General features: G+C 72.1%; 21 protein-coding genes and 2 tRNA genes. 7 read left to right on the forward strand and 16 right to left on the reverse strand.

Features of this window, described 5'->3' with window-relative positions:
* The first annotated feature begins 13 nt into the window (after positions 1-13).
* Both ABS41_RS00220 and ispG read left to right on the forward strand, forming a co-directional pair.
* Positions 14-1,654: a hypothetical protein gene (locus ABS41_RS00220; RefSeq protein WP_290588704.1), complete on the forward strand. Its 1,641-nt coding sequence runs from the start codon at positions 14-16 to the stop codon at positions 1,652-1,654.
* Entirely contained in the window at positions 1,651-2,889 is a 1,239-nt protein-coding gene (ispG, locus tag ABS41_RS00225; RefSeq protein WP_290588707.1) for a flavodoxin-dependent (E)-4-hydroxy-3-methylbut-2-enyl-diphosphate synthase, read from the forward strand. Before ABS41_RS00220 ends, ispG begins: the two co-directional genes overlap by 4 nt.
* Here the strand turns inward: ispG and ABS41_RS00230 are convergent.
* Positions 2,865-3,788 carry a GGDEF domain-containing protein gene (locus tag ABS41_RS00230; protein ID WP_290588711.1) on the reverse strand — a complete coding sequence of 308 codons (924 nt, stop codon included), beginning with the start codon at positions 3,786-3,788 and terminating at the stop codon, positions 2,865-2,867. The genes ispG and ABS41_RS00230 overlap by 25 nt on opposite strands.
* A gap of 100 nt (positions 3,789-3,888) precedes the next feature.
* On the opposite strand from ABS41_RS00230, the gene ABS41_RS00235 reads away from it, so the two are divergent.
* Both ABS41_RS00235 and ABS41_RS00240 read left to right on the forward strand, forming a co-directional pair.
* Positions 3,889-6,660: a protein kinase gene (locus tag ABS41_RS00235; protein WP_290588714.1), complete on the forward strand. Its 2,772-nt coding sequence runs from the start codon at positions 3,889-3,891 to the stop codon at positions 6,658-6,660.
* Positions 6,661-6,722: 62 nt separating this feature from the next.
* Positions 6,723-7,202, forward strand: coding sequence for a hypothetical protein (locus ABS41_RS00240; protein ID WP_290588717.1), 480 nt, complete (start codon positions 6,723-6,725; stop codon positions 7,200-7,202).
* Between the two features lie 20 nt (positions 7,203-7,222).
* Here the strand turns inward: ABS41_RS00240 and ABS41_RS00245 are convergent, their stop codons facing one another.
* From ABS41_RS00245 to rnd, 11 genes are all read right to left on the reverse strand, one after another.
* Positions 7,223-8,095 carry a DMT family transporter gene (locus ABS41_RS00245; protein WP_290589213.1) on the reverse strand — a complete coding sequence of 291 codons (873 nt, stop codon included), beginning with the start codon at positions 8,093-8,095 and terminating at the stop codon, positions 7,223-7,225.
* 41 nt (positions 8,096-8,136) lie between these two features.
* Entirely contained in the window at positions 8,137-9,180 is a 1,044-nt protein-coding gene (murB, locus tag ABS41_RS00250) for a UDP-N-acetylmuramate dehydrogenase (protein ID WP_290588721.1), read from the reverse strand.
* On the reverse strand, positions 9,177-10,211 hold the full coding sequence (locus ABS41_RS00255) for a quinone-dependent dihydroorotate dehydrogenase (protein WP_290588724.1): 1,035 nt from the start codon (positions 10,209-10,211) through the stop codon (positions 9,177-9,179). The genes murB and ABS41_RS00255 overlap by 4 nt, the downstream gene beginning before the upstream one ends.
* Before the next feature lie 10 nt (positions 10,212-10,221).
* On the reverse strand, positions 10,222-10,521 hold the full coding sequence (locus tag ABS41_RS00260; protein ID WP_290588728.1) for a DUF4190 domain-containing protein: 300 nt from the start codon (positions 10,519-10,521) through the stop codon (positions 10,222-10,224).
* 8 nt (positions 10,522-10,529) lie between these two features.
* Positions 10,530-12,062, reverse strand: coding sequence for an aldehyde dehydrogenase family protein (locus ABS41_RS00265; RefSeq protein WP_290588731.1), 1,533 nt, complete (start codon positions 12,060-12,062; stop codon positions 10,530-10,532).
* 22 nt (positions 12,063-12,084) lie between these two features.
* Positions 12,085-12,161, reverse strand: a tRNA-Arg gene (locus tag ABS41_RS00270).
* Positions 12,162-12,289: 128 nt separating this feature from the next.
* A complete protein-coding gene (locus ABS41_RS00275; protein ID WP_290588734.1) occupies positions 12,290-13,909 on the reverse strand; it encodes a PA domain-containing protein in 1,620 nt (539 codons plus the stop codon).
* Positions 13,902-14,330: a hypothetical protein gene (locus tag ABS41_RS00280; RefSeq protein ID WP_290588742.1), complete on the reverse strand. Its 429-nt coding sequence runs from the start codon at positions 14,328-14,330 to the stop codon at positions 13,902-13,904. The genes ABS41_RS00275 and ABS41_RS00280 overlap by 8 nt, the downstream gene beginning before the upstream one ends.
* 162 nt (positions 14,331-14,492) lie before the next feature.
* Positions 14,493-15,377 carry a DUF3617 family protein gene (locus tag ABS41_RS00285; protein WP_290588748.1) on the reverse strand — a complete coding sequence of 295 codons (885 nt, stop codon included), beginning with the start codon at positions 15,375-15,377 and terminating at the stop codon, positions 14,493-14,495.
* 145 nt (positions 15,378-15,522) lie between these two features.
* Positions 15,523-15,598: transfer RNA gene (locus tag ABS41_RS00290), tRNA-Ala, on the reverse strand.
* Positions 15,599-15,639: 41 nt separating this feature from the next.
* Positions 15,640-16,728: a ribonuclease D gene (gene rnd, locus ABS41_RS00295; RefSeq protein ID WP_290588751.1), complete on the reverse strand. Its 1,089-nt coding sequence runs from the start codon at positions 16,726-16,728 to the stop codon at positions 15,640-15,642.
* 92 nt (positions 16,729-16,820) lie between these two features.
* Between rnd and ABS41_RS00300 the strand changes: the two genes are divergently transcribed.
* Positions 16,821-18,716 (forward strand): formylglycine-generating enzyme family protein, encoded by a 1,896-nt coding sequence (locus ABS41_RS00300; protein ID WP_290588754.1) that lies wholly within the window; start codon positions 16,821-16,823, stop codon positions 18,714-18,716.
* A 7-nt stretch (positions 18,717-18,723) separates the two neighbouring features.
* Here the strand turns inward: ABS41_RS00300 and phaR are convergent, their stop codons facing one another.
* Both phaR and gluQRS read right to left on the reverse strand, forming a co-directional pair.
* Positions 18,724-19,218 carry a polyhydroxyalkanoate synthesis repressor PhaR gene (phaR, locus tag ABS41_RS00305; protein WP_290588757.1) on the reverse strand — a complete coding sequence of 165 codons (495 nt, stop codon included), beginning with the start codon at positions 19,216-19,218 and terminating at the stop codon, positions 18,724-18,726.
* 86 nt (positions 19,219-19,304) lie between these two features.
* Positions 19,305-20,180 (reverse strand): tRNA glutamyl-Q(34) synthetase GluQRS, encoded by an 876-nt coding sequence (gene gluQRS / locus ABS41_RS00310; protein ID WP_290588760.1) that lies wholly within the window; start codon positions 20,178-20,180, stop codon positions 19,305-19,307.
* A gap of 75 nt (positions 20,181-20,255) precedes the next feature.
* Here gluQRS and htpX point away from each other — a divergent pair, with 75 nt between their 5' ends.
* On the forward strand, positions 20,256-21,143 hold the full coding sequence (htpX, locus tag ABS41_RS00315; protein ID WP_290588763.1) for a protease HtpX: 888 nt from the start codon (positions 20,256-20,258) through the stop codon (positions 21,141-21,143).
* A gap of 8 nt (positions 21,144-21,151) precedes the next feature.
* Here htpX and ABS41_RS00320 read toward each other — a convergent pair whose 3' ends face one another.
* Complete coding sequence (locus ABS41_RS00320; protein WP_290588766.1) at positions 21,152-23,227, reverse strand: EAL domain-containing protein; 2,076 nt, start codon at positions 23,225-23,227, stop codon at positions 21,152-21,154.
* Between the two features lie 89 nt (positions 23,228-23,316).
* Positions 23,317-24,339 (reverse strand): EF-P beta-lysylation protein EpmB, encoded by a 1,023-nt coding sequence (epmB, locus tag ABS41_RS00325; RefSeq protein ID WP_290588770.1) that lies wholly within the window; start codon positions 24,337-24,339, stop codon positions 23,317-23,319.
* Between the two features lie 65 nt (positions 24,340-24,404).
* Here epmB and efp point away from each other — a divergent pair, with 65 nt between their 5' ends.
* Entirely contained in the window at positions 24,405-24,971 is a 567-nt protein-coding gene (efp, locus tag ABS41_RS00330; protein WP_290588773.1) for an elongation factor P, read from the forward strand.
* The last annotated feature ends 2 nt before the right edge of the window (positions 24,972-24,973 follow it).

Genomic DNA, 24,973 nt, shown 5'->3' on the forward strand with positions numbered 1-24,973 from the left:
CAGAGGAAACCGAATGAGCGAGAGCTACCGACGCCTGTGCCAGGACCTGCCGCCCGCCGAAGGGGGCGCGCCGCGCTTCGCCGCCGATCCGAAAAAGGTGAAGGCCTGGGTCGCGGCCCTGCCGCGCGCCAACCCGCAGGCGGTCGAGCAGGAAATCTGGCGGGCGCTGCCGGGCCTGCTTTCGCAGCGGCTCGAAGGCGGCCAGCGCTTCGCGGCCCTCGAGGAGCTGCGGCCGGCCACGGTCGAGGCCATCGGCCTGCTCGAACGCGGCTTCACCGGCAGCCCGCTGCCGCTGCCGCCCGACAAGGCCCGGGCCGCGGCCATGGCCGGCGAATTCCACCTGCAGCTGGCCATCGGCTACCGCCAGGCCGTGTGCGAGCTGTGCGCGCCTTCGGGCAGCGTGCCCTTCCTGCGCGGCGGCAACGTGCTGCTCGCGCTCGAGCGTTCGGCCTGGCATTACGTGCGGGCCCTGGCCCTGGCCTGGCGCGTCTACCGGCCGGCGCCGGCGGGCGCCTGGCAGGGCCTGCACCGCCTGCATCGCTTCGCAGGCTCGCTCAAGCTCGAGCGCAAGTCGGCCGAGGACAAGCTCGCCGGCGCGCCCCAGGACGTGCACACGCTCTACCTGCAGGCGCTGCTGATGGCGGCGGTGAATCCCTACGCCTTCGCCCAGTCGGAGCAGGATGCGCTGTGGCCCGCCACGCGCGGCTACGCGGCCCGCTGCGCCCTGCTCGATCGCGCGCCCGAGGGCATCGCCCCGGTGGTGCCCGAGGACGCCGACCGCGGCCCCGGTGCGCCGTCGCCCGACGAATCGCCGTCCACCTGGCTGCAGCTCGCGCCTTTCGCCGACGACGTCGAGCGCGCCCTGTCGCGCGTGCGCGACGGCCAGGGCCAGCTCGCGCCGACGCCGGGCCTGTCGATCACGGTCGGCAACGACCTGCTGATCCGCCTGCGCCGCGCCTTCGGCCAGATGGCCGCGCGCGGCCTGGTGCGGCTGGCGGCCGGGCACAGCCTCGACACCGTGCTGGGCCTGAGCGGCCTGCACTACCTGCTGGCCGGCCAGCGCGACTTCGACACTTTCATGCGCCAGTCGGCCGCCGGCACGGTGCACGTGATCGCCGGCGCGGCCTGGACCCAGGGCACCGCCGCGATGACGCGCGTGCCGCGCTTCACCGCCAGGGTGCTCGACCAGAGCCTGGGCGGCTACCGCATGGCCTGGGACAGCGCCGAGCAGGCGCGCGCCAAGGTCGGCGAGCTGGTGGGCCTGGGCTTCGGCGAGGACGGCGAGGAGCTGGACTGGATGGTGGGCGTGATGCGCTGGCTGCGCTATGAAACCGACGGCAGCCTCTCGGCCGGCGTCGAGCTGCTGTCGCGGCGCTCGAGCGCCGTCGCCCTGCGCGTGGTCAGCGCCGACGGCGGCGCGCGCCAGGTGCAGCGCGCGGTCGAAGTCTTCCCGATCGACGGCACGCCCGGGCGCTGCTTCGTGTGCAGCGCGGCGGTGGAGTCGGGCAGCCGCGTGGAGGTGATCCACGATGCGTCCAGCCATATCCCCGAGGTCGGCGCCCGCGGCCCCGACCTGCTCGAGGACGTGGAGGTGCTGCTCAACGCCGGCGACTACGTGCTGCTCGGCGAGCGCCTGCCGGAGGCGACGGCATGAGCGAGGCCCGTTCGCAGCCGCGCCGCGCCACCCGCGCGGTCCAGGTCGGTGGCGTGAAGATGGGCGGCGGCGCCCCCGTCGTCGTGCAGTCGATGACCAATACCGACACCGCCGACGTCAACGCGACGGTGAAGCAGGTGGCCGAGCTCTGGCGCGCGGGCTCCGAACTGGTGCGCATCACGGTCAACAACCCCGAGTCCGCCGCCGCGGTGCCGCGCATCCGCGAAAAGCTCGACATGATGAACGTGCCGGTGCCGCTGATCGGCGACTTCCACTACAACGGCGACCGCCTGCTGGCGGCCGAGCCGGCCTGCGCGCAGGCGCTGGCCAAGTACCGCATCAATCCCGGCAACGTCGGTTTCGGCAAGAAGAAGGACCTGCAGTTCGCCGCCATCGTCGAGAAGGCCATCGAGTTCGGCAAGCCCGTGCGCATCGGCGTGAACTGGGGTTCGCTCGACCAGTCGCTGGCCGCGCGCCTGATGGACGAAAACGCCGCCCGCGCCGAGCCCTGGGACGCCGCGCGCGTGCTGCGCGAGGCGCTGGTGCTTTCGGCCATCGAGTCGGCCGGAAAGGCCGTGGAGATCGGCCTGCCGCGAGAACGCATCGTGCTCTCGGCCAAGGTCAGCGGCGTGCAGGAGCTGATCGCGGTGTACCGCGACCTGGCCGCGCGCTCCGACTTCGCCCTGCACCTGGGCCTGACCGAAGCCGGCATGGGCAGCAAGGGCATCGTCGCCTCGGCGGCGGCGCTGGCGGTGCTGATGCAGGAGGGCATCGGCGACACCATCCGCATCTCGCTCACGCCCGAGCCGGGCGCCTCGCGCACCCAGGAAGTGGTGGTGGCGCAGGAGCTGCTGCAGACGATGGGCCTGCGCGCGTTCACGCCGCTGGTCACCGCCTGCCCGGGCTGCGGCCGCACCACCAGCGAGTTCTTCCAGGTGCTGGCGCAGAAGGTGCAGGAGCACGTGCGCGGGCAGATGCCGGTGTGGAAGCTCAAGTACCCCGGCGTGGAGAACCTCTCGCTGGCGGTGATGGGCTGCGTGGTCAACGGCCCGGGCGAATCGCGCCACGCCGACATCGGCATCTCGCTGCCGGGCACGGGCGAGGCGCCGGCGGCGCCGGTGTTCATCGACGGCGAGAAGGCCATGACCCTGCGCGGCGAAAACATCGCCGACGAGTTCGTGCAGGTGATCGACGACTACGTGGCGCGCCGCTACTCGGTGGCCAGGCCCGGCTGAAGCAGGCCGGGCTGCACGCACACGCGGTTGCGGCCCTCGTCCTTGGCCCGGTAGAGCGCCGCGTCGGCGGCCTGCATCAGGCTGCTGCGGTCGAGCCGGCCGGGCGCCAGCCCGGCGATGCCGATGCTGATGGTCAGCGTGTGCGGCTGGCCGCCGAGCACGAAGGTGTCGCCGGCCACGGCCTCGCGCAGGCGCTCGGCGAAGGCATGGGCGGCCTCGAGGTCGGTCTCGGGCAGCAGCACCGCGAACTCCTCGCCGCCGATGCGCGCGGCCACGTCCTCGCCGCGCACGAAGCGGCGCACGATGCCGGCCAACTGGCGCAGCACGCCGTCGCCGGCGATGTGGCCGTGCTGGTCGTTGACCGGCTTGAACAGGTCCACGTCGATGATGCACATCACCAGCGGCCGCTCGTGGCGGATGGCGCGGGCGATCTCGCGGTCGACGGCGTCGACGAAGTGGCGGCGGTTGTAGAGCTCGGTCAGTGCGTCGCGCGTGGCCAGGTGGTAGACCTCCTGGTGGTAGCGCGCCTCGACGCTGGAGTGGCTGATGAACTTGAGGATGCACTCGCCCAGCGTGATGTGGTCGCCGTCGGCCAGCTCGCCCTGGGCCACCGGCGCATCGTTGACGCGGGTGGTGTTGGTGGCCCCGAGGTCGCGGATGCGGTAGGTGTCGCCGTCGCGCCAGATCTGGCAGTGCCGGCGCGAGACCGAGTTGTGCGGGATGTGCAGGTCGGCCTCCTGCGAGCGGCCGATCACCACGGGCACTTCCCCCAGGTCGGCGCGCTTGCCCAGGCCCTCGCCGTGGATGACCACCACGCAGGCAGAGCGCGGCGTCGCGCGGCGCGGGCCGTCGCTGAGCAGGGTGCGCTGGGTGGTGGGAATCTTTTCGGTCTCGCGCATCGGGCTGGAGGGCGGGAGGCTCGGGCCCGAGTGTAGCCCGACGGCCGGTCCGCGTGCCGGGCTGGGATAAACTCGGCCCGTCCGGACACCGGGGTGGGGAATGAGCGACATCCGCGACGACGACCTGGCGCCCACCGAGGGCCTGCCGACCCGCGCCGGCCCGGCCGGCGTGCCCGCCGACGCCGCGCTGGCGCCGGGCACGCGCCTGGGCCATTACCGCATCGAGGCCCTGCTGGGCCGCGGCGGCATGGGCGAGGTCTACCGCGCCGAGCAGCTCGAGCCCGTGCACCGCACCGTGGCGCTTAAGCTCCTGCACGCGCGCCGCCTCGACGCCCGGCACCTGGCCTACTTCGAGGTCGAGCGCCAGCTGCTGGCGCAGATGAAGCACCCGGCCATCGCCCAGGTCTACGACGCCGGCGCCACGCCCGAAGGTTTCCCGTACTTCGTGATGGAGCACATCGAGGGCAGCCCGCTCACCACCTTCTGCGAACAGGCCCGGCTGCCGCTGCGGGCGCGGCTCGAGCTGTTCATCCGCGTCTGCGAGGGCGTCCAGCACGCGCACCAGCGCGGCGTGGTCCACCGCGACCTCAAGCCCGGCAACATCCTGGTCTCCGAGGTCGATGGCCGGCCGCTGCCCAAGATCATCGACTTCGGCATCGCCACCGCGGCCAGCCGCTCGCTGGCGGCCGGCCAGCGTGCCGGCGAGCTCGAGCGCGCCGGCACGCCCGACTACATGAGCCCCGAGCAGGCCGGCCTGGAGGGCGTCGAGGTCGACACCCGCTCGGACGTGTACTCGCTGGGCGTGCTGCTGCACGAGCTGCTGGCCGGGCGTCGTCCGGGCGCGGGCGACGGCACGGGTGGCACTGCCCCGGCGGCGCACACGGCAAGCACCACCGCCCGCCCGCCCTCGGCCCAGATCGAAACCCTGGCGCCGGGCGCCGTCGCCACCCGCGCCGGCGAACTGGGCCTGAGCGCGCCGGTGCTGCGCCGCGTCCTGCGCACGGACCTCGATTGGGTCGTGCTCAAGGCCATGCGGCGCGACCGCGCCGAACGCTACGACTCGGCCGCCGAGCTGGCGCGCGACCTGCGCCGTTTCCTCGACGACCGGCCGCTGCTGGCGGTGCCGCCCAGCCGGCGCTATGCCCTGCGCAAGTTCCTGCGCCGCCACCGCCTGGGCCTGTCGGCGACGGCGGCGGTGTCGGTGGCCGTGCTCGCTGGCCTGGCGGCCTCGCTCTACGGCCTGCAGCAGGCGCGCGAGCAGCGGGCGCTGGCGGAGCTGCGCAGCGCCGAGCTCGAACGCGTGGCGGCCTTCCAGCAGTCCATGCTCGAAGGCGTGGACGTGGAGGCGATGGGCGTGGCGCTGTCGGGCGGCCTGCGCGAACAGCTGCTGCGCAGCGATCCGGCCAGTGCCGCCGAGGTCGATGCGCTGCTGGCCCGCGCCAGTCCGCCCGACCTGGCGCGGCGGCTGCTCGGCAGCCAGGTGCTGGCCGGCGCGGAAGCGGCGCTGGCGCGCGACTTCGCCGACCAGCCGCTGCTGGCCGCCGACCTGCGCGAATCGGTGGGCGACGTGTACGCCGCCATCGCGCTCGATGCCCAGGCCGGCGAGGCCTTCCGCGCCGTCGCCGACCAGCGTGAGGCCCTGCTGGGCGCGGCGCATCCGCGCACGCTGCAGGCGCGCCGCAAGCAGGCCAGCATGATGGCCGCCGGCGGCGACCCGCAGGGCGCCAAGGCCCTGGTGGACGCGCAGCTGGCTCTCGCCGCGCCGCTCGACCCGGCCGGGGACCTGCGCCTGGACCTCGAACGCACCCAGGCCGACCTGGTCTCGGCCCTGGGCCAGCGCGAGGCCGCGCGCGACCAGCTGCAGGCGCTGTACGAGCGCGCCGCCGCCGCCCGCGGCGAAGACGATCCCAAGGTCATGGAGCTGCTCAACAACCTCGCCATCGCCCATGCCCGCGGCGGCGGCCAGCCGCGCGCCCGCGAGATCCTCGAGGACCTCTACCCGCGCCGGGCCCGGCTGCTGGGCGCCGACCACGAGGACACGCTGGCCTCGATGGCCAACCTGGCCATCCTGCGGGTGATGTCGGGTGACGTGGAGGCCGCGCTCGGGCTGCAGCGCGAACTGGTGGCCATCTACACCCGCCGGCTCGGCATCGAGCACCCGACCACGCTCAACCAGCGCAGCAACCTCGCCAACATGCTCAGCGACCAGGCCGGCCGGCTCGAGCAGCCGGCGCTGCGGGCCGAGGCCCTGGCGGTCACCCGCGAAGTGCTCGAGGCGCGCGAGCGCGTGCTCGGCCCGCGTTCGCGCGACGCGCTGCGTTCGCGCCTGAACCTCTCGGCGCTGCTGGCGCGCGAGAAGCGTTTCGACGAGGCGCTGGCCCTGGAGGAGGAAGTCATCGCCGGACGCGCGGCGCTGCTGGGCCCGGAACACCCGGACACGCTGTTCGTCGAGGTCAACCACGTCGGCACCCTCAACCGGGCCGGCCGCGTGGACGAGGCCTGGTCGCGCCTGCAGGCGGTCAAGCCGCGGGTGCTGGCCGGGCTGGGCCCCCGCCAGCCGCAGACCCACGCCCTGTTCGACATCGAGGGCGAGCTGCTGGCCGGGCAGGGCCGCCTGGCCGAGGCCCGGGACGCGTTCGCGGAAAGCTACCGCCTGCGCGCCGAGGCGCTGGGGCCGAGCCATCCCGACACCCTGTTCGCGGCCTGGGAGCTGGTCGAGGCCGAGCGTGCGGCCGGCAATCCCGGTGCCGCCGACGCGCTGCAGGCCGGGGTCCTGGATCCGGTGCTCGGGGCCGAGCCCGGCACGTTGCCGCCGCCCCAGCGCCAGGCCGCCGAACGCATCCGCCGGGCGATGGCCGGGGCGGACGGCTGACCCCTGTTTACGGCGCGCCGGGGCTGGCGCGACACTAGGGCTTCCAACCCAGGGGAAAAACCATGAACACGTTCCGCAAGACCGCGGCTTGCCTGATGGCCGTGGCGATGGCGTTCACCGCGACCCAGGCCGCCGCCGACGAATCCGTGGCGCGCCGCCTCGACGCTCGCGGCATCAAGTACGAAGTCGATGCCGACGGTGACTACAAGGTCACCTACAACTACGAGAAGGAAGGCCGCACGCAGCTGGTGTTCGTCTCGGGCCGCACCGAGGAGATCGGCGAGTTCAGGGTGCGCGAAGTGTTCGCGCCGGCCGCGCGCATCGAGTCCGACGGCGTCGACGGCGCGCGTGCGCTCAAGCTGATGGCCCACAGCCGCCAGCTCAAGCTCGGCGCCTGGGAGATCCTGGGCGACGTGCTCTACCTCGTGATCAAGTTGCCCGACAATCTCAGCGCCGAGCAGCTCGAGCAGGCCATGGACATCGCCGCCGAGACGGCCGACGACATGGAGATCGAGATCAGCGGCGACGCCGACAACCTCTGATCCCGCGCCCGGCGCCGCGCTCAGCGCGGCGTCGGCGTTTCCGGGTTGATCTCCGGGTCGGTCACGGCCTGGCGCGCGATGCGGGCCTCGCGGCGCGCGATGTAGACGTTCGAGCCGAAGATGATCGCGGCGCCCAGCACCGTCCAGCGGTCGAGCGCCTCGTCGAACAGCAGCCAGCCGGCGGCCGCCACCACGATGATCTGCAGGAAGCTGATCGGCGTGAGCATGGAGGCATCGCCCAGGCGCAGGGCCCGCGTCCAGCACATGTGCGCGGTGCTGCCGAGCAGGCCGGCCAGCACGATCCACAGCCAGGTGATGCCCACCGGCGTCTCCCACACCGTCAGCGCCGGCACCAGCGACATCGGGATCCAGAGCAGGGTGGTCCAGATCACGATGGCGTCGGGGTGCTCGGAGCGCGAGAGGAACTTGATGCTGATGGCCACGGTCGCGCTGGCCACGGCCGCCAGCAGGGCCACGAGGCTGGCCGCGGTGAAGGCGTCGCTGCCGGGCCGCACGATCACCATCACGCCCAGGAAACCGACGATCACCGCCGTCCAGCGCCGCGCGCGCACGATTTCGCCCAGCACGATCACCGCGCCGATGGTGACGAACAGCGGCGTGGAGTAGGACAGGGCGATGGCCTGGGCCAGCGGCAGGTTCACGATGGCCCAGAAGCCGGCCAGCATCGACACCATGCCGATCAGGCAGCGAACGATGTAGAAGCCGAGCTTGTTGGTGCGCAGCAGCGACGGCCCGTGCCGGTAGAGGATGGGCAGCAGCACCACGAAGCCGAAGAAATTGCGGAAGAAGGCGATCTCGAAGGCGTGCAGCTGCTGCGAGGCCAGGCGGATGCACACCGCCATGATGCCGAACAGCGTCATCGCCAGCGCCATCAGGCCGACGGCGCGGCGCACCTGCGAGGCGGCGTCGGCGCTCACGCCGGGTCGAAGGCCGCGCCGATGATGCGCGGTTCGGGCTCGAGCGCCACGCCGAAACGCTCGCGCACCGAGGCGGCGATGCGCCGGGCCAGGTCGAGCAGCTGCCGGCCGGTGGCGTGGCCGTGGTTGACCAGCACCAGCGCATGCTGCGGCGCCACGCCGGCGTCGCCCTCGCGGAAACCCTTCCAGCCGCAGGCCTCGATCAGCCAGGCGGCCGAGAGCTTGCGCTGGCCTTCGCCGGCCGGGAACACCGGCAGGCCCGGATTGGCGGCCTGCAGGGCCGCGGCGGTGGCGGCGTCGACCACCGGGTTCTTGAAGAAGCTGCCGGCATTGCCCAGCAGCGCCGGGTTGGGCAGCTTGCGCGTGCGCAGGCGGCTGATGGCTTCGGCCACGTGCACGGCGCGCGGCGAATCCACGCCCATGGCGGCCAGCTCCTCGCGCACGCCGGCGTAGTCGAGCCGCAGCTCGCGCTGGCGAGGCAGGCGCAATTCGAGCGCGGTCACCACCCAGCGGTCGGCCTCGCGCTTGAACAGGCTGTCGCGGTAGCCAAAGCCGCATTCGCTGGCCGGCAGGCGCTTGACCTGGCCGGTGTCGCGCTGGAAGGCCTCGACCGCCTCGATGAACTCGCCCACCTCGACGCCGTAGGCACCGATGTTCTGGATGGGCGCGGCGCCGACGGTGCCGGGGATCATGGCCAGGTTCTCCAGGCCGCACAGGCCGCGGGCGAGGGTCCAGGCCACCAGGTCGTTCCAGTTCATGCCGGCTTCGGCGCGCACCAGCACGCTGTCGCCGTCGTCGCGTTGCACGCTGGCGCGGGCCATGGTCAGGCAGATCGCCACGCCGGGGAAATCATCGACGAAGAGCAGGTTGCTGCCTTCGCCGACCACCAGCACCGGGCCGTCGCGCAGCATGGCGAAGCCGAACAGCTCCTCGAGGGCGTCGGCGCGGCTGACGTCGGCCATCACCGCGGCGCGGGCGGGGACGCGGAAGGTGTTGCGTCCGGCGAGGGAGACATCCTCGGCCAGCTGGTATCCGCTCACGCAACGCCCTCGCGGCGGCGGCGGATGGCGTCCACGCACTCGCCGATCAGCTGCGGGCCACGGTAGACCAGGCCGGTGTAGAACTGCACCATCAGCGCGCCGGCGGTGATCTTGCCGGCGGCGTCGGCGCCGCGGGTGATGCCGCCCACGCCGATCATCGGTATCGAATCGTCCAGGCGCCCGCGCATGCGCCGCAGCACCGCCGTGGACTTGCCGTACAGCGGCGCGCCAGACAGGCCGCCGGCCTCGTGCGCATGCGGGTGGCCTTCGACCGGCAGGCGATCGACGGTGGTGTTGGTGGCGATGACGCCGTCCACCTTCAGGTCGCTCAGGACGCGGGCGCAGGCGTCGATGTCGTCGTCGCTCAGGTCCGGGGCGATCTTCACCAGCATCGGCACGCGCTTGCCGTGCTGCGCGCCCAGGCGCTCCTGCGCCTCGCGCAGCTCGCCCACCAGCCGGCGCAGCTGCTGCTCTTCCTGCAGCTCGCGCAGCCCGGCGGTGTTGGGCGAGGAGATGTTGATGGTGACGTAGTCGGCCAGCGGGTACACGCGCTCGAGGCAGTACAGGTAGTCCTCGGCCGCGTCCTCGTTGTGGGTGTCCTTGTTCTTGCCGATGTTGATGCCCAGCAGGCCGTGCTTGCGGCGCGCGCGCGAGACGTTGCGCACCAGCGCGTCCACGCCGAGGTTGTTGAAGCCCAGGCGGTTGATCACGGCGTTGTGCTCGGGCAGGCGGAACATGCGCGGCCTGGGGTTGCCTTCCTGCGGCCGCGGCGTGGTGGTGCCCACCTCGACGAAGCCGAAGCCCAGGCCCAGCAGCGCGTCCACGTGGGCGCCGTCCTTGTCCAGGCCGGCCGCGCAGCCCACCGGGTTGGGGAAGACCAGCCCGAAGGCCTTGGTCGGCAGCGGCTTGGGGCGCCCCGCCAGCAGCGGGTTGAGGCCGCTGCGGTACGCGGCCTCGATGGCCTTCAGGCCCAGCCTGTGGGCGCGTTCCGCATCGAGGTGGAAGAGGAAAGGCCTGGCGATCGAATACATCGGCCAGGCCTCAGAGCTGGCCGCTCGCGCCGGCCAGTCCGAGCAGGACCGCCAGGCCGCCGAAGAAGAACACCAGCAACAGCACGGCCAGCACCATCAGGCCGATCGAGATCCAGCCCAGCACCAGGCCGGCGACGGCCAGGCCCTCGCCGTCGAGCTGGCCGCCCGAACGCCTGATTTCCCCGCGCGCCATGTGGCCGGTGAGGATGGCCACCAGGCTGCCGATGAAGGGCAGCAGGGTCCAGCCCAGGATGCCGCAGACCAGGCTGGTGATGGCGAGGCCGCTGGTTTGCCGGGGGTAGGTGCTCATGTCGGGCCTCAGAGGTCGAACTTGATGCCCTGGGCCAGCGGCAGCGCGTCGGAGTAGTTGATGGTGTTGGTCTGGCGGCGCATGTAGACCTTCCACGCGTCGGAACCGGATTCACGGCCACCGCCGGTTTCCTTCTCGCCGCCAAAGGCGCCGCCGATCTCGGCGCCCGAGGTGCCGATGTTGACGTTGGCGATGCCGCAGTCGGAACCCGAGGCGGCCAGGAAGGCCTCGGCGGCCTTGAGGTTCTGGGTGAAGATCGCCGACGACAGGCCCTGGGGCACGTCGTTCTGCATGGCGATGGCGTCCTCGAGCTCCGAGTAGGGCATCACGTACAGGATCGGCGCGAAGGTTTCGTGCTGGACGATCTCGTCGCTGTTGCGCAGGCCGGTGACGATGGCGGGCAGCACGTAGTTGCCCGGGCGGTCGATGGCGGCGCCGCCGGTCTCGACCTTGCCGCCGGCGGCCTTCGCCTTCGCGATGGCGTCCAGGTAGGCCTGCACGCCGTCGCGGCTGTTGAGCGGGCCCATCAGGTTGGCCGGGTCGGTCGGGTCGCCGATCTTCTTCTCGACCTGCTTGTAGGCGGTGACCAGCTTGGCCAGCACGTCGTCGAAGATCGACTCGTGCACGAACAGGCGGCGGGTGGTGGTGCAGCGCTGGCCGGCGGTGCCGACGGCGCCGAAGACGATGGCGGGGATGGCCAGCTTCAGGTCCGCGGACGGGTCGACGATGATCGCGTTGTTGCCGCCCAGCTCGAGCAGGCTGCGGCCCATGCGGCGCGCGACGCGCTCGCCGACGTGGCGGCCGACCTTGGTCGAGCCGGTGAAGCTGATCAGCGGGATGCGCTTGTCGTCCACGAAGCCGGCGGCGATGTCGGTGCCGGCGTCGTTGAACAGGAAGAAGATGTCCGGGAAGCCGCCGGCGCGCAGGGCCTCGTTGCAGATCTTCATCGAGGCGATGGCCGACAGCGGGGTCTTGGGCGAGGGCTTCCAGATGCACACGTCGCCGCAGACGCCGGCCACGAAGCTGTTCCAGGCCCACACTGCCACCGGGAAGTTGAAGGCGCTGATGATGCCGACGATGCCCAGCGGGTGGTACTGCTCGTACATGCGGTGGCCCGGGCGCTCGGAGTGCATGGTCAGGCCGTAGAGCTGGCGCGAGAGGCCGACGGAGAACTCGCCGATGTCGATCATCTCCTGCACTTCGCCGTCGCCCTCGGGCTTGGACTTGCCCATCTCCAGCGCGACCAGCGAGCCGAGTGCGTCCTTGTGCTTGCGCAGGGCCTCGGCGCACAGGCGGATGGCCTCGCCGCGGCGCGGCGCCGGGGTGGTGCGCCAGACCTTGAAGGCGGCCTGGGCGCGCTCGACGATGAGGTCGTAGTCGGCCTGCGAGGAGGCATGGACCTTGCCCAGCACCTCGCCGTTGCCCGGGTTCACCGGCTCGAGCACGCCGGCGTCGCGGGTCTTCGACCACTCGCCGTTGCCGAGGTAGGTGCCGGATTCCTCGGCCTTGAGGCCAAGCGCGGTGAGGACGGGATGGGACATGACGACTCCTTGATGCGGGATGTGGCGACCCCGACACGATTCGAACGTGTGACCTTCCCCTTAGGAGGGGGATGCTCTATCCAGCTGAGCTACGGGGCCATGCGGGCGGGCCCCGCGAGGGGGCCTAACCCCGCGATTATCGCAGAACCGCGGCCCGCCGGCCCGCCTGCGGGGCAAAAAGAAGGGCCCGGGGCATCGCTGCCCCGGGCCCTGCGTTACCGATGGCCTCAGCGCTGGCGGACCGCGCAGCGCGCGATCTGGCCGGCCTGGCGGGTGTCGATCAGCCCGTCGGCCAGCAGCTCGTTGGCGTAGGCGCCCATGCAGGCGACGTAGGCCTCCCGGTTGGGCGCACCCAGGCTGCAGGCGCGCGACTGCGCCACCACGGCCGCGCCCACCACCAGGCCACCGGTGCCCTGCATCGGCACCAGGGTGTCGCAGGTGCCGATCCGGGCGTTGCCGGTATCGAGCGGCCAGCCCTCGTCGGCGAACAGCGCCGGGGTCAGGTCGAGCGTGAGGTTGGCGCGCAGCGAGGCGGTATTGAACGGCTCCATCAGCGCGTTGGGCGTCAGCCGCACGTCGAAGTGCGAGTAGGTCGAGCCCGGCGCGCGCGCCAGCGGCGCGTACAGCAGCACCCGGCCCGAGGCATCGGCACCCTGCAGGCGGCTGTTGCTGGTGGCCAGCGCGACCGCCGGCGAGGCGGCATTGCGCAGCTCCGTGCCGGCCGCGAGCGTGATGCCCACCACCGGGATGGTGACGTCCGGCGCCGCGCCGCCCGGGGACAGCAGGCCGGCGACGTTGTTGGCCATCAGCACGCCCGTGGCACCGGCGGCCTGGGCGTTGCGGGCCTTGTCCACGAAGGGGCAGGTCCCGCGGTCGACCAGCGCGACGTTGCCGGCCACCTGCGCGGCGTTGACGAAGGCCGTGCAGCCCTGGCTGCCGGTGGCGCCGCCCGAGTCGGCCAGCACCACGTTGCCCGCCAGCGTGCCCACGGCCACCGGGCCACCGAAGGCGCCCGGGGCGACCTCGTACTCGTTGCCGGCGATGCCGGCCGGGGCGGTGGCCCGGAGCACCAGCGCACGGTCGAGCAGCAGCGCCGCCTCGGACGTGACGCGCGGGCCGGTCCAGACCAGGTTGCCGTCGTTGATGAAGGCGGCGGCGCGCTGGGTGTTGTTCATGTCGCGCACGCCCAGGCCGAGCGTGTTGTCGCGGGAGAAATTGGCGTAGATGCTCGGGAAGCCCGAGAACAGCGCGCCGGTGGTGACGTTCTCGAAGCCGGAGAAGCCCAGGCCGTGGCCGATCTCGTGCATCACCACGTTGAGGAAGTTGATCTGGCCGGCCGGCGTGTTGCCATCGAGGCCGTAGTACCAGTCCGAGCCCGTGAGGCAGTTCGGGTTGACGCCGATGTCGCCGTTGAAGCGGGTCTGGATGTCGTTGCCGGCCGGTGCATTGACGTCCTGGCCGAGCATGCCCTTGGCCAGGGCGACGTGGTACCAGGTGCCGGGAATGGCGCCGGTGTAGTCGCGCAGCACGCTGAGCGCGCCGGCCGAGGCCAGCGTGCCGCCGGTGGGCGTGCAGGCCAGCGGCTGGAAGCTGGCGGTGACGCGCACGGGGGTGTTGCCCGCCAGCACCGCGCTCCACAGGTCGGCCGCGTACTGGTAGGCCACCAGGCGCTGCTGGCCCAGGGTGGTGCCGTTGTTGCCGCCGACCGGGGCGCGCGGCGCCGGGTCGTCGAGGCCCAGGCCGAGGCCGGTGTCGAGGTTGATCAGGCGGATGTCGACCGCCTCGGCGGCCGGGGCGGCGACGGCCAGCAGGCCGGCCAGCGCGGTGGCGAGAAGGGACTTATTCATCGGCCACCTCCACGCGGTTGCCGGCGTGGTCGTGCGCATGCGCCTCGTTGCCGTGGCGGATGACCAGGTTGCCGTCGGCGTCGCGCTCGGCGACCAGGGAGCTCATCAGCGACATGGGCACGTCCATCATCACCGCGCCGTTGCGGAGCACGCGTTGGGTCTGCTGCGCCTCGGCCTCGGTCTGCGGCACGCGGATGCCGACGCGGCGCAGTTCGGAGCCGGCGGCGCGCGAGCCCGCCTCGCGGGACGCGAGTTCGGACTGCTCCTGCTCGGTCAGTGCGCGCAGGCGGCCGGTGTCGCGGTCGATGCCGGCCTTCATGGATTGGGCGGTGCCGGTTTCCGCGGCGGGCGCGTCGGCGGCAAGGCAGGCCGCGCTGGCGCACAGCGCCAACGGCAGCACGAACAGGTGCAACGACTTCATCGGTGTCTCCCCCTCTGGTCCGAAGTGGGCCGGCCCCGCCCGGGTCGGGAGGGGGCCGGCGCGGTGCGCCGCGGTGCCGGAGTGCCGTCAGGCGGCTTTGCAGTTATCGCTTACCCGGAGGCCGGTGTAAACGGGATGAAAGCGGTGGCGCCCGGGGCGCGGTCAGCAGTCGCCCAGGCGGGTGGCCGTGCCCCGCTCGGTGCTGGTTTCACGCTGCCCCGAATGCACGATTTGCTCTTCGGTGGTGCGCACGAGCTCCGCCCGGTCGGCGGACATCGTGACCTGCAGGCGGTGGTCTTCGCGCCGGGTGTTCGGACCCGTCGGGGTGGTGACAACGTCCTCGCAGCGCCACTGGGCTTCGAGGCGGGTCGGGGAGCGGCTCAGCGAGATCCAGTGGCAGGAATCGCTGCTGTCCGGCCCCTCGGCCATGATCGCGTCGAAGTCTTCCTGCGCGATGCAGGAAACGTCTTCCTCGGGGCCGTCGCGGCGGCTGTCGACCACCACCGTGCGCCAACGCCCCGGCCGCAGCGCCGGCCGCGGCGGCGGCCTGGCGGCTTCCGCCTCCGCGCGGATTGACTGTTCCAGGCCGGCGAGCCAGTCCGGGTTGTTGCCCAAGGCCGCGACCAGCCGGCGGGCTTCGGCCAGGTCGCGCGTGACGCCGCGTCCGCCGAAGCTGAGCATGCCCGCGATGCGGATGTTGGCGAACATCCAGCGGCGCCAGCCCAGGGTCCCGGGCCGATGCCCGCCGGCCAGGCGCGCTGCGCGCCGGTATTCGGACAGGGCGGCCGGCCAGTCGATGCGATAGCCCTCGTAGCCGTAGAAGTGCCTTCCGGCTTCGTGCCAGGCGCGCACGCTCTCGATGTGGTTGCAGGCCACGCCGAGCTGCCGGTTGAGCATCGCCGGATCGCTGGCCACCAGGTCGGAATCGGCGCAAGGCACCGGCGGCTCGCCCGTGGTTTGCGCGCCGGCCGGGTTGCCGGTGAAGGCCATCATCGTCGCCACGCACAAGGCAGCGGCGGTGGCGGCAGTGGATCGGGACAAACGCATGCGGTCTCTCCGGCTCGGCCTGGCGGCGGGTCGCCCGAGCATGCCCGAGTCGCCACCGCCTTGCCTTGACCGGCGGCCTGCGCCGGGCGCCCTGGGCACGGGCCAAAAAAAAGCCGGCCACGGGGGCCGGCTTTTCCTGGATTCGTGGTGGAGAGGATGGGGATCGAACCCACGACCTCGTCATTGCGAACGACGCGCTCTCCCAGCTGAGCTACCCCCCCACGGAAGGTCCGGAAATTATAGGGCCATGTCCGGGCGATGGCTAGCCACCGGCCAGCAGCGGCGCCAGCCGGGGTTCCAGCAGCTCGCGTCGCCAGCCTTCGAGGGCCGCCGGCCAGCCGCGGCCGGCGAGCAGGGCCTCGAGGTGCTTGCGCGAGCACAGCAGGCCGTCGGGCAGGTCGAGTTCGGCGGCGAGCGTGGCCACGGCCTGCTGCAGGGCCTTGGTGCGCGCCTTGTCCGGCTCGTCGGCGCCCAGCAGGGGCAGTTCGAGTTCCCCGGGCGACAGCGGCGCCGAGAGGGTGTCCCAGAGTTCGCCGCGGGCCTTGCGCGGGGCCTTGGGGTGGCGGTCGAGGGTGGCGTGGAATTCCGACAGGCTGCGCGGCGGGCGGCGCGCCAGCAGCACCGCCAGCTCGTTGTCGAGCACCCAGCTCTTGGGCCGGTCGCTGCGCCGGGCCTGCACGTCGCGCCAGCGCAGCAGGCGCAGGAGCCGCGCCTGGCCTTCGCGGTCGAGCGTCTGCGCGCTGCGCAGCGACAGGTGCGGCCAGGGCTCGTCGCCCTCGTCGGCGGCGTTGCGCAGGGCGCGTTCGGCGTCCTGGCGCAGCCAGTCGTGGCGGCCGCGGGCGGCGAGCTCGCGGTCGAGGAAGGCGTGCACCGCGTGCAGGTGGCGAACATCGTCGGCGGCGTATTCGCACTGCGATTCGCTCAGCGGCCGGCGCAGCCAGTCCGAACGCGTCTCGCCCTTGGCCAGCTGCACGCCGGTGACCTGCTCGACCAGCTTCTGGTAGCCCAGGCCGGCGCCGAGGCCGCACAGCGCCGCCGCCACCTGGGTGTCGAACAGCGGCGCGGGCAGGGCGCGGCAGCCGCGCTGCAGGGCCTGCAGGTCCTCGCTGGCGCTGTGCATGAGCTTGGTCACGGACGAGTCGGTGAGCAGCGGGCGCAGCGCGGCGTCCATGCCCTCGGCCAGCGGATCGACCAGCAGTACCTCGCCCGGCACCGCCAGCTGCACGAGGGCCAGCTGCGGGTAGTAGGTGCGCTCGCGGATGAACTCGGTGTCCAGCGCCACGAGGGGCTGGCCGGCCCAGCCGGCGAGTCGGGAGGCGAGGGTGTCGGGGTGGTCGATCCAGTGCGTCACGTGCGGTTCGTCGGTTGCCAGGGACCGGCACCTTAGCCTAAGTTCGGGTCGCCAGACCGATCCGACGCCAGGCAGGCGCCCGTCCCGAGCCCATGACCACGAATGCGCGAATCCTCCCGGTCGGGCTGCTGGCCGCCCTGCTGGTGGCGGGCTGCGGCGGCGGCGACGATGCCGGCCAGGCCGGCCCGGGCCCGGCCGCGGCCTCCGTCGACCCCGAAGAACTGGTGCAAACCGAGGTGGTGCTGGCGCCGCGAGCCAGCGAAGCCGAGGTGCCGCCGTGGACGCCGGTGATCGAAGCCATTCCGGCGAACGGCCTGCGCAAGGCGCTCTCGCGGGCCGGGGCGCTCGAGAAGGAGGGCCGCTGGCTGGCCGCCCCGGCCGAGGCGACTGGCGAAGTCGAATCGTCCGAACCGGCCCCGCCCGAACCCGGCGCACTCGAAATCTACCTCGGCGTACTGGCCGCCGACGCCACCCAGGCCGATGCGCTCGAGGGCGTGGCCCGCGTACTGGCCGCGCTCGAGGCGCAGGGCCGCGCCGCGCTGGCCGAGGGCCGGTTCGCGGACGCCGAGCAGGTGGAGCGCGTCATCGTCCGCGCCCAGCCCGCGAACGAGGCGCTGGCCGCCTACCGCGAGGCGCTGCGCGCGGCACGCCGCGCCCAGGAAAAGGTGCGGCTGGCCGAAGCACGCGAGGCCGCCAACCGCATCTTCCGGCCCGAGGGCCAGGGCGCCGTGGCGGCGTATCGCGAGGCCCTGTCCGAGTTCGCCGGTTACCTGCCCGCGCAGGATGGCCTGGCGCGACTGCAGGCGCGCCATCTCGATCGTGCCCTGGCCGCGGCGCAGGAAGGCCGCTATCCGGACTCCGAGCGCCTGCAGGCCGAGGCCGGGCGCATCCTGCCCGGTTCGGCGGCGCTGCAGGACATGCTCGCGCGCATCGTCGAACTTCGACAGGCGCGCACCGAGACGCTGCTGGCCCAGGGCCATGCGGCGGTGGATGCGCTCGACCTCGAGCTCGCCGGGCGCCGCCTCGCCGAGGCCGAGCAGGTATCGCTGCAGGCCCAGGGCCTGGACGCGCTGCGCGAGCGCATCGAGCTGGCGCGCCACTACGGCCACTTCCGCCCGGGCCAGGTCTTCCGCGAGCCGCTGGCCGGCGGCGGCGAAGGCCCCGAGATGGTGGTCCTGCCGCACGGCAGTTTCCTGATGGGCTCGCCCGAGGACGAGCGCGGCCGCGCCGAGAACGAGGGTCCGCGGCACGAGGTGGCCTTCGGGCGCGGCTTCGCCATGGCCCGCAACGAGGCCACCGTTGCTGATTTCCGCGCCTTCGTCGAGGCCACCGGCCACCGCAGCCTGGCCACGCGCCGCGGACGCTCGACCGTCTACGACGAGCGCGGCGGCGTGATGGGCGAGCACTCGCGCGTGGACTGGCGCCGCGATTACGCCGGCAGCCCGGCCGCGCCCAACCTGCCGGTGGTGCACGTGGCCTTCGAGGACGCGCAGGCCTACGCCGCCTGGCTCTCCGCCCAGACCGGACAGCGTTATCGCCTGCCCAGCGAAGCCGAGTTCGAATACGCCATGCGAGCCGGCCGCCAGGAAGCCTGGCCCTGGGGCGACGGCCTGCCCACGCGCGTGGTCGGCAACCTCACCGGCGACGGCGACCAGTCGCGCATCAAGCGCCGCTGGTCCAACGCCATCCCCGGTTACAGCGACGGCCACTGGGGCCCCGCGCCGGTGCGCAGCTTCCCGGCCGAGGGTTTTGGCACCTTCGACCTGGTGGGCAATGTTTCGGAGTGGGTGCTCGACTGCTGGCACGACAGCTACCGGCGCGCGCCGCGCGACGGCAGCGCCTGGGTCAATCCGGGCTGCACCGAGCGCGTGGTGCGCGGCGCGTCCTGGGCCAGCTCGATCGACCGCGCGCGTTCGGCCTACCGGCAGTCGACGCCGGCCGACACGACCAACGCCCGCCTGGGCTTCCGGGTGGTGCGCGAGCTCTGAGCCGCGCTCAGCGCGCGCGCGTGCGCGGCGGCCGGCCGGGCTTGCGCGGCGGCGGGGCGCCGGTGCTGCCGCTGAGGCCCTGCTGGAACGAGCGCCAGAGTTCGAGGTTGCGCTCGGTGAGCTGGTTGAGCAGGGCCCAGGGCGCCGACTGGCCGACCAGCTGGCCGATCTGTCCGCGCACCTGCTGCTGTTGTTCGAGGAAGAACTGCAGGCTGCGTTCGAGGAAGCTGCCGAGGAACCCCTGCATGGAATCGCCGCGGAACCGGATCACCTGGGTGAGCAGCTCGGTGGTGAAGATCGGCTGCCCGTGCTCCTCGTGCTCGGCGATGATCTGCATCAGCACGCCGCGGGTGATGTCGTTGCCGCTGCGCGCGTCGCGCACCACGAACGACTCGCCGTCGACGATCAGCTGGCGCACGTCCTCGAGCGTGATGTAGCTGGAGATGTCGGTGTCGTAGAGGCGGCGGTTCGGGTACTTCTTGATGATGCGGACATGCGACATGCAGGGCACCGGAAGTTCGCGAAGGCGGGCAGGCTGGCGAGCATCCCGCACGCGGGGGTGCGATGCAAGCCGCGGCCCGACGGCCTTCACCCCGGCTGCACGGGCGCGTTCGCCTCGCGCGGCACCCGGCGGGCGTCGAAGGCCGCCACCGCGCGCACGAGCGCCAGTCCTGGCGCGCCTTCCGGCCAGGCCGAGGGCGGCTGGCCGAGGAAGGCCCAGGCCGCGCGCAGCGCCGGCAGAGGGTCGGCCGCGTCCACCGGCAGCGCGGCCAGCGACTTGCCCAGCTTGCGGCCTTCGGCATCGCGCACCAGCGGCAGGTGCGCATAGGCGGGCGTGGGCAGGCCCAGGCGCTGCTGCAGCAGGATCTGCCGCGGCGTCGAGTCGAGCAGGTCGGCGCCGCGCACCACGTCCGTGATGCCCTGCGCCGCGTCGTCGACCACCACCGCCAGCTGGTAGGCCCAGCAGCCGTCGGCGCGGCGCAGGACCACGTCGCCGACGTCGCGGCCCAGGTCCTGCTCGTAGTGGCCCTGGATGCGGTCGTCGAAGCCCAGGCGGACGTCGGGCACGCGCAGGCGGACGGCCGGCGTGCGGCGCCGGCGCCCGGGCACGCAGGCGCGGTGGATGCCGCCGGCGGCGGCGAGGTCGGTGCGGCTGCAGTGGCATTCCAAGGCGTCCCCGCGGGCGAGCAGCGTCGCCAGCGCCTGCGCATACAGTGCGCCGCGGGTGGACTGGAACGCCGGCGGCTCGTCGGGCAGCAGCCCGAAGGCGGCCAGGGTGGCCAGCTGGCCGGCGGCGGCGCCGGGAACTTCCCGGGGCGGGTCGAGGTCCTCGATGCGCACCAGCCAGTCGCCGCCCGCCGCCCGGGCGAACAGCCAGCTGCCCAGGGCCGCCACCAGCGAGCCGAAATGCAGGGGTCCGGTGGGCGAGGGCGCGAAGCGTCCGCGGGGTCGTTGGCTGGTCACGACTTGAATTTAACCTGCCTTGCGTACATTTAGAGCCTGAGGGGCGGCGCGGCCGCCCAAAGACGAGAATCCCCCATGTTCAAGCGCGTCGCCCTGTTCCTCGCCACCAACCTCGCCGTGCTGGTGCTGCTCGGCATCGTGATGAGCGTGCTCGAAAACGTCTTCGGCGTGCGCCTGGGCAACAACGGCGCCCTGCTGCTGATGGCGGCCCTGTTCGGCTTCGGTGGTTCCTTCATCTCGCTGTCCATCTCCAAGTGGATGGCCAAGCGCACCACCGGCATGCACCTGATCACCCAGCCCCGCAACGAGGGCGAGGCCTGGCTGTACGCCACGGTGCAGCGCCAGGCCCAGGCCGCCGGCATCGCCATGCCCGAGGTGGGCATCTACGACGCCCCGGAGATCAATGCCTTCGCCACCGGCCCGAGCCGCAACAACTCGCTGGTGGCGGTGTCCACCGGCCTGCTGCGGGCGATGGACCGCGACGAGGCCGAGGCGGTGCTGGCGCATGAAGTCAGCCACGTCGCCAACGGCGACATGGTGACCATGGCCCTGATCCAGGGCGTGCTCAACACCTTCGTGATCTTCCTCTCGCGCGTGGTCGGCCGCATCATCGACGCGGCGCTGAGCGGCAACCGCGACGGCGGCACGGGCCCGTTCTACTTCATCACGGTGATCGTGCTCGACATCATCTTCGGCATGATCGCCTCGGTGATCGCGATGTGGTTCAGCCGCTGGCGCGAGTTCCGCGCCGACGCCGGCGGCGCCCGCCTGGCCGGCCGCGAGAAGATGATCGCCGCGCTCGAGAAGCTCTCGCGCACCTACGGCCAGAGCACGCTGCCCAACGAAGTGGCCGCCTTCGGCATCTCCGGTGGCGTCGGCCACGGCCTGCGCAAGCTGTTCATGACCCACCCGCCGCTCGAGGAGCGCATCCAGGCCCTGCGCAACATGCCCGCCACCCTGTAAGGGCGGGCTCAGCCGAAGTCGTAGTTCATCTGGGGGCCGGGGGCGGCAAGGAAGTTGCCCTCGACGAAGTCGACGCCCATGCCGAACAGCACGCTCATGGTGCTGGCGTCCGAGACGAACTCGGCCAGGGCCAGCTTGCCGGCGGCGTGGGCCTTCTCGACGATGGCGCGCACCTGCTTCTGCGCTTCGGCGTTCTTGCCCAGGTCGGCGATGAAGCTGCGGTCGATCTTCAGGATCGCCGGGTCGAAGTGCGTGAGCATCTGGAAGGAGTTCAGGCCCGTGCCGAACTGCTCCAGCGCCACCCGGCAGCCCAGGGCCGACACGGCCTTCTGGAACGACTGCAGCGACTTGAGGTGGGTGAAGACCTTCGACTCCGGGATCTGCAGCACCAGCCGCTCGCCGGCCACGCCGTGGGCCTTGAGCTGTTCGGCGATGTGGTTCTCCAGGCCGCCCTCGACCAGCGAGGCCGGGGTGATCTTCACGAACAGGTTGGTGGTCTTGCCGGTCTTGTTGCGCTCGGCGATGACCGCGATGGCGTGGCTGATCACCCAGCGGTCGATGTCGTCGAGCAGGCCGTGCTCCTCGGCGATGGCCAGGTAGGTCATCGGCGGGATCACTTCGCCGCCCGGGCCCTTCATGCGCAGGTAGACGTCGTAGTTCTCTTCCTCGGCGCCGGTGAGGCTGATGATCGGCTGGTAGTGCAGCACGAACTGGTCGCCCACCAGGGCCTCGCGGATGCGCTGCACCCAGGCCTGGATGCGCTCTTCCTCGGCGCGGTCGCGCGCGGCCGGGTCGAAGATCTCGACGCGGTTGCCGCCCATGCTCTCGCAGGAGGCCAGGCACTGGCCGGACTTGGCCATGACCTGGGTGACCGAGGCGATGCGCTCGCCGATCTGCACGCCGCCGATGCTCACGCTCAGGCTCAGCGAACGCTCGCCGAGCTCGACGATGTGGCCCTTGAAGGCCTCGCGGATGCGGTTGGCCTGGGCTTCGCTCTGCTTGTGGTCGTGCGCGCGGCACAGCACGGCGAAGCCGTGGTCGCTCATGCGCGCGGCGACCGTTTCGGCGTCCAGCGCGCCGGCAAGGCGTTCGGCCACGGCCTTGATCAGGTCGTCGGCCGCGGCCAGGCCGACCTCGGCCATCAGGTTGTCGTAGTGGTCCGGCTCGACCAGCAGCAGGGCCTGGCCGGTCTTGCCGTCGGCGGCGGCGGCCACGGCGGACTCGAGCTCGGTCATGAAGAACTGGCGGTTGTACAGGCCGGTGAGCGGGTCGCGCTGGCGCAGCGTGTCGAGCTCCTTGACCATGTCGGCGTCCACCACCTGCTGGCGGAAGACGATCTGCAGGCAGTTCTCGCCCTCGTAGGTGGCCGGGGTGAACTCCATGACCGCGTCGAACACGCTGCCGTCGGTGCGCTGGGCCTGCAGCTCGAGCTGGCGCGGCGGCGCCTCGCCCTTGCTCATCTTCTTGAGCAGCTGGCGGAAGTCGTCGGCGTGCTGGGGCGCGATCAGGTCGAGCACCGTCAGGCCCTCGATCTCCTCGAAGTCCTCGAAGCCGAACATCTCCAGGTAGGCGTCGTTGGCGCGGATGTGCATGCCTTCGTGCACGTAGGCGATCGGGTCGCGCGAGGACGTGATCAGGGCGTCGCAGCGGCGCTCGGTTTCGCGCAGCGAGGCCTCGAGGTGGCGCAGGCCGCGGCGGGCGCCGAGGGCGGCGAATTCAGCGCGGACCACCGCCTGCACGTGCTCGGCGCGATGGCGGATGACCACGTCGCGGGTGCCGGCGGCCAGCGCCGCCAGCGTGGTCTTTTCATCGAGCGTGGTGACCGAGCTGATCACCGGGATGTCCTTGCCCGTGGCGGTGACGCGCTCGACCACGGTGGCCAGCGGCAGGTACTTGGCTTCGAACGAAGCCAGCACGATGTCGATGTTCTGCCCGGAAAGCAGCTGCACCAGTTCGTCCTCGGATTCCGGGCGCTGCGGACGTACCGCCATGCCGCCGTTACGGAGGTGGCTGATGAGTTGCTCGGCGTCCTCCAGGCGGTCCTCGACCAGGAGCAGACGGATCACGGCGTCCTGCTGTGCCATCCAGGGGCACTCCTTTACGCATCAATGGCTTGCACGGGGGGATTGAGACAATACCAGAATGCCGGCGGAGGCAACATCCGGCCTTGGTCTCATAGCGGCGTCTTGGAGGGGGCCCCGGGCTCCTCGCGCACCAGGCGCGGCACCAGGTAGCCCGGCAGGCGGGCGGCGAGGGCGGCCACGAGGGCGCGGGCCTGCTCGTCGGGCACCTCGAAGTGGGCCGTGCCGGCGACGCGGTCGAGCTGGTGCAGGTAGTAGGGCAGCACCCCGGCCTCGAACAGGCGCGCGGACAGGTCGGCCAGCGCCTCCACCCCGTCGTTGACCCCTCGCAGCAGCACGGCCTGGTTGAGCAGGTGCACCCCGGCGCCGCGCAGGCGGGCCAGGGCGGCGGCCACGCCGGGGTCGATTTCGTTGCCATGGTTGGCGTGCACCACCATCAGCACCGGCCAGGGCAGGCCGCCGAGCCAGGCCATCAGTTCGGCGTCGACGCGCTCGGGCAGCACCACCGGCAGGCGGGTGTGCAGGCGCAGGCGACGGATGTGCGGCAGCTTGGCCAGTTCGCGGGTGAACTCGGCCAGCTTGGCGGTCGACAGCGACAGCGGGTCGCCGCCCGAGAGCAGCACTTCCCGGACGTCCGGCGCGCCGGCCAGGTAGTCCAGGGCCTCGCGCCAGCCGCCGGCGGCGGCGGTCTGCTCGGCGTAGGGATAGTGGCGGCGGAAGCAGTAGCGGCAGTGCACGGCGCAGCTGCCGGTGGCCACCAGCAGCACGCGGCCTTCGTATTTGTGGATGACGCCGGTGCCGGCGCCGGCGGCCAGGTCGCCCACGGCGTCGAGGCCGAAGCCGGGCACGAGGCGGTCTTCTTCGTCGAGCGGCAGCACCTGGCGCAGCAGCGGGTCGTGCGGGTCGCCGGGGCGCATGCGCGCCACGAAACCGCGCGGCACCCGCAGCGGGAACTGGGCCTCGGCGCTGGCCGAGACCCTCCCGGCGAGTTCAGGCAAGCCAAGCAGGGCCAGCAGTTCGGCCGGGTCGCGCACCGCCTCGCGCCAAAGCTGCTGCCAGCGCGCGGGCGCGGCGCCGGGGGCAGGCTGCGAAGTGGGGGCGGGCGCGGTTATCATAAGCGGCTTATCCATTGTATCCGGCCAGGCCCCGCGCGGGGTGGCCAAGCACCCAGGAGCTCCGCATGGCCAGCTATGGCATGAACGACGTCAAGAACGGGATGAAGATCATCGTCAACAATGATCCCTGCGTCATCACCGATACCGAGTACGTCAAGCCGGGCAAGGGCCAGGCCTTCACGCGCGTGAAGTACCGCAACATCAAGAGCGGCCGCGTGCAGGAAGTGACCATGAAGTCCACCGACTCGCTCGAGGCGGCCGACGTCGTCGACACCGACATGCAGTTCCTCTACGCCGACGGCGAGTACTGGCACTTCATGCAGCAGGAAACCTTCGAGCAGGTGCAGGCCGACAAGACCGGCGTCGGCGACGCCGCCAAGTGGCTCAAGGGCGAGGAGCCCTGCGTGGTGACGCTCTGGAACGGCACGCCGATCCAGGTCACGCCGCCGAACTTCGTCGAGCTCAAGATCGTCGAGACCGACCCGGGCCTGCGCGGCGACACCTCGGGCGGCGGCGGCAAGCCGGCCACGCTCGAGACCGGCGCGGTGGTGCGCGTGCCGCTGTTCGTCAACCAGGACGAAATCATCAAGGTCGACACCCGCTCGGGCGAGTACGTCTCGCGGGTGAAGTAACC

Origin of the sequence: Arenimonas sp. SCN 70-307 (assembly GCF_001724815.1) — a bacterium.
Classification (GTDB): domain Bacteria; phylum Pseudomonadota; class Gammaproteobacteria; order Xanthomonadales; family Xanthomonadaceae; genus Arenimonas.

What these genes read in the sequence shown, in the direction of transcription:
- ABS41_RS00220 (WP_290588704.1), top strand. Translation starts at nt 14, where the DNA reads ATGAGCGAGAGCTACCGACGCCTGTGCCAGGACCTGCCGCCCGCCGAA.
- ispG (WP_290588707.1), top strand. Translation starts at nt 1,651, where the DNA reads ATGAGCGAGGCCCGTTCGCAGCCGCGCCGCGCCACCCGCGCGGTCCAG.
- ABS41_RS00230 (WP_290588711.1), bottom strand. Translation starts at nt 3,788, where the DNA reads ATGCGCGAGACCGAAAAGATTCCCACCACCCAGCGCACCCTGCTCAGC.
- ABS41_RS00235 (WP_290588714.1), top strand. Translation starts at nt 3,889, where the DNA reads ATGAGCGACATCCGCGACGACGACCTGGCGCCCACCGAGGGCCTGCCG.
- ABS41_RS00240 (WP_290588717.1), top strand. Translation starts at nt 6,723, where the DNA reads ATGAACACGTTCCGCAAGACCGCGGCTTGCCTGATGGCCGTGGCGATG.
- ABS41_RS00245 (WP_290589213.1), bottom strand. Translation starts at nt 8,095, where the DNA reads ATGGCGCTGGCGATGACGCTGTTCGGCATCATGGCGGTGTGCATCCGC.
- ABS41_RS00255 (WP_290588724.1), bottom strand. Translation starts at nt 10,211, where the DNA reads ATGTATTCGATCGCCAGGCCTTTCCTCTTCCACCTCGATGCGGAACGC.
- ABS41_RS00260 (WP_290588728.1), bottom strand. Translation starts at nt 10,521, where the DNA reads ATGAGCACCTACCCCCGGCAAACCAGCGGCCTCGCCATCACCAGCCTG.
- ABS41_RS00265 (WP_290588731.1), bottom strand. Translation starts at nt 12,062, where the DNA reads ATGTCCCATCCCGTCCTCACCGCGCTTGGCCTCAAGGCCGAGGAATCC.
- ABS41_RS00275 (WP_290588734.1), bottom strand. Translation starts at nt 13,909, where the DNA reads ATGAATAAGTCCCTTCTCGCCACCGCGCTGGCCGGCCTGCTGGCCGTC.
- ABS41_RS00280 (WP_290588742.1), bottom strand. Translation starts at nt 14,330, where the DNA reads ATGAAGTCGTTGCACCTGTTCGTGCTGCCGTTGGCGCTGTGCGCCAGC.
- ABS41_RS00285 (WP_290588748.1), bottom strand. Translation starts at nt 15,377, where the DNA reads ATGCGTTTGTCCCGATCCACTGCCGCCACCGCCGCTGCCTTGTGCGTG.
- ABS41_RS00300 (WP_290588754.1), top strand. Translation starts at nt 16,821, where the DNA reads ATGACCACGAATGCGCGAATCCTCCCGGTCGGGCTGCTGGCCGCCCTG.
- phaR (WP_290588757.1), bottom strand. Translation starts at nt 19,218, where the DNA reads ATGTCGCATGTCCGCATCATCAAGAAGTACCCGAACCGCCGCCTCTAC.
- htpX (WP_290588763.1), top strand. Translation starts at nt 20,256, where the DNA reads ATGTTCAAGCGCGTCGCCCTGTTCCTCGCCACCAACCTCGCCGTGCTG.
- ABS41_RS00320 (WP_290588766.1), bottom strand. Translation starts at nt 23,227, where the DNA reads ATGGCACAGCAGGACGCCGTGATCCGTCTGCTCCTGGTCGAGGACCGC.
- epmB (WP_290588770.1), bottom strand. Translation starts at nt 24,339, where the DNA reads ATGATAACCGCGCCCGCCCCCACTTCGCAGCCTGCCCCCGGCGCCGCG.
- efp (WP_290588773.1), top strand. Translation starts at nt 24,405, where the DNA reads ATGGCCAGCTATGGCATGAACGACGTCAAGAACGGGATGAAGATCATC.